Source organism: Rhizobium sp. Nf11,1, assembly GCF_050587665.1.
GTDB lineage: Bacteria > Pseudomonadota > Alphaproteobacteria > Rhizobiales > Rhizobiaceae > Rhizobium.
Window position 1 is genome coordinate 1 of the sequence record NZ_JBOBHU010000052.1, and the last position, 5,544, is coordinate 5,544.

The following is a 5,544-nucleotide window of genomic DNA, read 5'->3' on the forward strand; positions in this document are numbered from 1 at the left end:
TCCTGCGACGTTCATCCATGTCGATCTGGGAGTAGGTGCGCTCATCAGCCATTCCTTGCGAGTGATAACCCATTGGCATCTATCGCAAGTCGCACTTCATCCTTGAACCCACCCGGCTACAGGCGAATCTGGCGTAACCAGCATTATGGAACAATAGCCTTTGCTAGCCGCACGAGGGCTTGCGGAGGTGTTCGCTCGGCGGCGCGCAGCGGATAGCCGGAAGTTCATCCGCCAAGGGCGCTGAGCGTCAGCACGGCTGAGAATGCAACGAGGGTTGCAGATCCGCACCGCCGGGCAAACGAGGGAATCTGTTTTTCACGTCCGAGGATGAGCCTGCCGATCGACAGCCAGATCGAGGAAACGGCCAGGACCACGGATGCGAGAATGGCGATGGAGGCTGTCACAGGCACATCCTGCGCGGCAGGCACCATTGTCAAACCGATGATCAGCGCTTTGGGATTTAACAGCGTCGTTACGGCCAGCTGCCCGACACGCACAGACTCGACGGCACTCGATCCGATGCCCCAGAGCCGCAGCGCCAAGTACAAAACCCAGATCGCCGAGACAAGTTTGACGCCTTGCGAAACCAGAGGGTGGTTACGGAGAAAAGAAGCGGCCAGACCGGACGCCGGAAGGACGATCGCAAGATAGGCGGACAGGACGGTGGCTAGCAGCGCGATGGCGCGTCCGGAGGTCAGCCCCTGAGATGCCATCGCCAAAATGGCGTTGGTCGGTCCGGGCAGGATGAGAAGCGTGAAAACGCCCGCTGCGAAAGGCAGAAGTTGCACTGTTACAGTCTCCGGTTTCTTTCGCTTCTTGCATGGCCGCGCCTGCCGGTCGTTGACAGAGATCATTTGCGGGCCGGAACATCCGGGCACTCCGGACGTTTATTGCGGTTATGTCAGAGGTAAGCGCCATGCCCGGCATGATCAGGTTCATGCTCACTCGATTGGCCACGGGCTTTGCAATCGGATGCGCCGTGGGATTCTTCGTCTGGCAGAACGGTTTTGCTGCGGCGGGCGCGCCTCAGAATTATCTCGCTCAGGGCCTGTTCATCTACCTCTTTGCGAGCACGATCGGCATGGGCTATCTCGCGACGGCTCTCCTGCTGGAAGAATAGCACCGGAAGATCAAAGTCCTGCTGCGCGGACGCCAGACAATCGCCAATCATGCAGCGTCCTGTTCCGGTTCAAGACCGGCCGGAATCTTGAACTGCAGTTCCGCCAAGCGCGTATAAAGGCCGCCTTGGCGCATGAGCGAGGCGTGCGTCCCCTCTTCCACGATCCTGCCTTTGTCCATCACCAGAATCCTGTCCGCCTTGAGCACGGTGGCGAGCCTGTGCGCGATCACGATCGTGGTCCGCGCCTCCATCAATTCCCCAAGGCCGCGCTGGACGAGCGCCTCGTTTTCCGCGTCCAGCGATGCCGTCGCCTCGTCCAGGAGCAGAATCGGAGCGTTCTTGAGCATGGCCCGTGCAATGGCCAGCCTCTGTCTCTGTCCGCCCGACAGCGTCAGCCCACGCTCGCCGAGAACCGAGTCGTAGCCGTTCGGCAGCTTCGTGACGAAACCATGCGCCTGTGCCTTGATCGACGCGGCGATCACGTCTTCGCGCAGCGCGTCCGGCCTTCCCAGCCGGATGTTGTCGTAAACGGAGGCGGCAAACATCGTCACCTCCTGCGGGACAATGGCGATTTCCTTGCGCAGGGTCTGCGGCGGGATCAGACCAAGTTCCCTGCCATCGATGGAAATGCTGCCCGTCTGGTTTTTGTAGAAGCCGAGGAGCAGGGAGAAAACAGTGCTCTTTCCGGATCCGGAAGGGCCGACCAGGGCGACGGTTTCGCCTGGCGAAACGCGAAAGGAAAGGCCGCTCAGAACCTCTTTTTCCGGTGCGCCCGGATAGGAAAAACGCACGTCATGCAGTTCCATGCCTCCGTGGATGGGTGTGGGGAGCGACATGCAGGTTTGCGGTTCGCGCTCGTCAGTCTGTTCGTTCAGCAGTTCGAACAGCCGTCCGGCGGCGCCGGCTGTCTGCGAAAGTTCTCCCCAGACTTCCGACAGCGAGCCGAGAGAACCGGCTGCGATCACCGCGTAGATGAGAAATTGGCTCAGGCTGCCAGCCGAGAGCGTTCCCGCCAGCAGCTTATGGGCGCCGAGCCACAGCACGCCGACGACGCTGACGAAGACCAGCGTGATGGCAATGGCAGTCAGCAGGGCTCTTGCCCGGGAGGCCGCGACCGTCCGGTCGAAGGAAAGTTCGACATCGCGCCCATATTTCTGCCCTGCAGCATCTTCGCCGTTGAAGGCCTGTACGGTGCGGCTTGCCGCGATGATCTCGCTCGCATAGGCCGAAGCCTCGGCAAGTGCATCCTGTGCGATCCGGGACTTCTTTCGCACCGAGCGACCGAACAGAACCAGAGGGGCCACCACCAGGGGAATGGCCCCGAGAGCGATGGCCGATAGGCCGGGACTGGTCACGAACATCATGGCCAGGGCGCCGAGGCAGAGGATTGAATTTCTCAAAGCCACTGACGCCGTAAGACTGATGGCGGACTTGATCTGGGTCGCATCCGCCACGAGGCGCGAGGCAATTTCGCCCGAGCGGTTTCGGTCGAAGAATGCCGCCGGAAGCCGGATGATATGGTGGAAGACCTCGAGGCGAAGGTCGGTGACCAGCCGCTCGCCCAATGTGGTGACGAAGTAATAGCGCGCTGCACTTGCTATCGCCAGCGCGACGGCGAGAGCGATCAGCATGAGAAAATAGCGATTGATGAAGGCTCCGTCCGCCTGGTTGAAGCCGTGATCGACCATGCGCCGCACAGCCATCGGCAGGGCGAGCGAGATGAGCGCTGCCGATGTGAGCGCCAGAAGAGCGCAAACCGAGAGCGACCTATGGCGGCGAAGACGCGGAAGCAGGCTGAAGAGCGGAGTGAATGTGCGGTTCCGCGAAGGGGATTCTTTCTCGCCCTCCTCGCTGATGGCGGAGGCTGTTTCTGATGAGATGGCGGCTTGCCGGTCATGCGGGGCTATCATCAACGCGTTGTCTCCTCGGTGCTTGCTTCGCGCCTTGTCCCGCGAGCCGCACGCTAAATTCTTGATTACGGTCAATATTGGGCATTTTCCCGTGTGTCAGGCTACCATCCGCGCCAGCGCGCAGCGTGACCAGAGCGAATGCAGGGCGTCGACCAGATGGGCGATATCGGCGTCGGAATGCAGCGGCGTCGGGGTGATGCGCAGCCGCTCGGTCTTCTTCGGCACGGTGGGATAGTTGATCGGCTGGACGTAGACGCCGCAATTGTCGAGCAGCAGGTCGGAGATCCACTTACACTTGGCGGCATCGCCGACCATCACCGGCACGATATGGCTGGGATTGTGCATATGCGGAATGCCGCGCTGGTCGAGCAGCGAGCGCAGCTTGCGCACCCGGTCCTGATGGCGGGCGCGCTCGAATTGGCTGACCTTCAGATGCTGGATCGAGGCCACCGCACCGGCGGCGAGCGCCGGCGGCAGCGCCGTGGTGAAGATGAAGCCGGAGGCGAACGAGCGGATGAAATCGCACAGCGCCGCAGAGGCGGCGATATAGCCGCCCATCACCCCGAAGGCCTTGCCGAGCGTGCCCTCGATCACCGTCAGCCGTTCCATCAGCCCCTCGCGCTCGGCGATGCCGCCGCCGCGCGGGCCGTACATGCCGACCGCATGCACCTCGTCAAGATAGGTCATCGCGCCGTATTTGTCGGCGAGATCGCAGATCTCCTTGATCGGGGCGATGTCGCCATCCATCGAATAGACGCTTTCGAAGGCGATCAGCTTCGGCGCCTTCGGATCGGCGGCGGCAAGCTTGGCTTCGAGATCGGCGACGTCATTGTGTTTCCAGATCACCTTGTCGCACTTGGCATGACGGATGCCCTCGATCATCGAGGCATGGTTGAGCGCATCGGAGAAGATGATCAGGCCAGGGATCTTGGCGCCGAGCGTGCCGAGTGCGGCCCAGTTGGAGACATAGCCCGAGGTGAAGATCAGTGCCGATTCCTTGCCGTGCAGATCGGCAAGCTCCCGCTCGAGCAGGACGTGATAGTGGTTGGTGCCAGAAATATTCCGGGTGCCTCCCGCACCCGCGCCACAGTGGTCGATGGCGGCCTTCATCGCCTCGATCACCTTCGGGTTCTGGCCCATGCCGAGATAGTCGTTGGAGCACCAGACCGTGACTTCCTTCTCGCCATCGGCCGTATGGCGCGTCGCACGGGGAAAATTGCCGCGGTGACGTTCGAGATCGGCAAAAACGCGGTAACGGCCCTCGGCATGAAGCCCGTCCAGTTCGTTTTTGAAAAATGCTTCGAAATCCATCATATGCTCCCTTTTGCACGGTCAAGCGATACATCGGGGCAGCCGGTCGGTATTTGATCTCCGTCAAGTTCGGCGCAAGTCGCGTGCTTTCGCGGAGCTCGGCGCGATTGACTTCCATCAAAGAGGAAGCCGGCGGTCGGGCTAAATCGTAGGCGAGTCGGGAGTTTCCGTGTCAAGCAGGGAAGTTGACAGATGGCTTGCTCGATCTTGACAGATCGAGCAAGCCTCCTCGTCATTTGGCGCGATGACGGCGCGCCAAAGCAACCGAGCTTTCAATCCTGGGTTTGAACAGGCGCTACGAGCAGGCAATCCTTATAGCCGGCAATGCCGCCAAGGCCCTCGATGAGAACCTTGATCGCCCTGCGCTTGAGTTCGGATTCCACCTGACCGTCGACCGTCACCTGCCCGTTGCGGACGGATACCTGGACTTTTTGCGGCGTGAGACCGAGATCCGATCTCAGCCGGGTTCGCACCGCCAGCCTGATAGCCTCGTCTCCCCGCGGCAATACGGTCGTCGGCGCCTCGGCAATGACACGCAAGATATCCCGTCGGCTCACGATCCCGACCAGACGTTCGTCTTCGACGATCGGCAGCCGTTTGATGCGGTGCACCTGCAAGCTTTCGGCAATATCGGAGACTTCGCTGTCCGGCCGGGCGACGATGACGTCCTGGGACATGATGTCCGCCACACACCATCCGTTGCTGCCGATGTAACGTTCGAGATCGATCTCGGAAATCAGCTCCGGCGCCCGCGCCGGGCGGGGAGAAAAGCGGACCTCCCGGCGTAAAAGCAGATCGCCTTCCGTGATCATGCCGCAGACGCGGCCGTGGTCGTCAACGACGGGAAGGCCGCTGACGTGATTTTGCAGCATCGTCGCGACCGCATGGCGCACGCTGACCACCGGGCTGATCGAAACCACATTCGTGGTCATTATATCCCTTGCTTGCATGGTCGCTGCCTCCTGATCATGATTAGTCCAGAGATATGCTAGAGAGCGGGCGGTCATACCGCTTTGATCTTCATCAAACTGTTCATGACCGCCGTCACATTCGCTCCGAGCGCATCATTCCGCCGCCTCCATCACAGGCTCGGCCGGTTTTGTCTTGGCCTTTCTCCGCGGCGCGCCAACGCGCAGGCGCCGATCACTCAGCGAGACGCAGCCGCCGAGGGCCATGATCAAGGCGCCGCCCCAGATACACAGG

Annotated in this window: 5 protein-coding genes; 1 reads left to right on the forward strand and 4 read right to left on the reverse strand. The window is 61.2% G+C overall.

Annotated features, from left to right (window positions below):
• Positions 1-224: 224 nt before the first annotated feature.
• Positions 225-788 carry a threonine transporter RhtB gene (locus ACQ7C1_RS31450; protein ID WP_430961185.1) on the reverse strand — a complete coding sequence of 188 codons (564 nt, stop codon included), beginning with the start codon at positions 786-788 and terminating at the stop codon, positions 225-227.
• 128 nt (positions 789-916) lie between these two features.
• On the opposite strand from ACQ7C1_RS31450, the gene ACQ7C1_RS31455 reads away from it, so the two are divergent.
• Complete coding sequence (locus ACQ7C1_RS31455) at positions 917-1,120, forward strand: hypothetical protein (protein WP_430961183.1); 204 nt, start codon at positions 917-919, stop codon at positions 1,118-1,120.
• Between the two features lie 47 nt (positions 1,121-1,167).
• On the opposite strand, the gene ACQ7C1_RS31460 is transcribed toward ACQ7C1_RS31455, so the two are convergent.
• The 3 genes from ACQ7C1_RS31460 to ACQ7C1_RS31470 all read right to left on the reverse strand — a co-directional run bounded on the left by ACQ7C1_RS31460 (position 1,168) and on the right by ACQ7C1_RS31470 (position 5,291).
• Positions 1,168-3,030: an ABC transporter transmembrane domain-containing protein gene (locus ACQ7C1_RS31460; protein WP_430961186.1), complete on the reverse strand. Its 1,863-nt coding sequence runs from the start codon at positions 3,028-3,030 to the stop codon at positions 1,168-1,170.
• Positions 3,031-3,126: 96 nt separating this feature from the next.
• Complete coding sequence (gene hemA, locus ACQ7C1_RS31465; RefSeq protein ID WP_430961187.1) at positions 3,127-4,341, reverse strand: 5-aminolevulinate synthase; 1,215 nt, start codon at positions 4,339-4,341, stop codon at positions 3,127-3,129.
• Between the two features lie 272 nt (positions 4,342-4,613).
• Complete coding sequence (locus ACQ7C1_RS31470; RefSeq protein WP_430961184.1) at positions 4,614-5,291, reverse strand: CBS domain-containing protein; 678 nt, start codon at positions 5,289-5,291, stop codon at positions 4,614-4,616.
• Positions 5,292-5,544 lie beyond the last annotated feature (253 nt).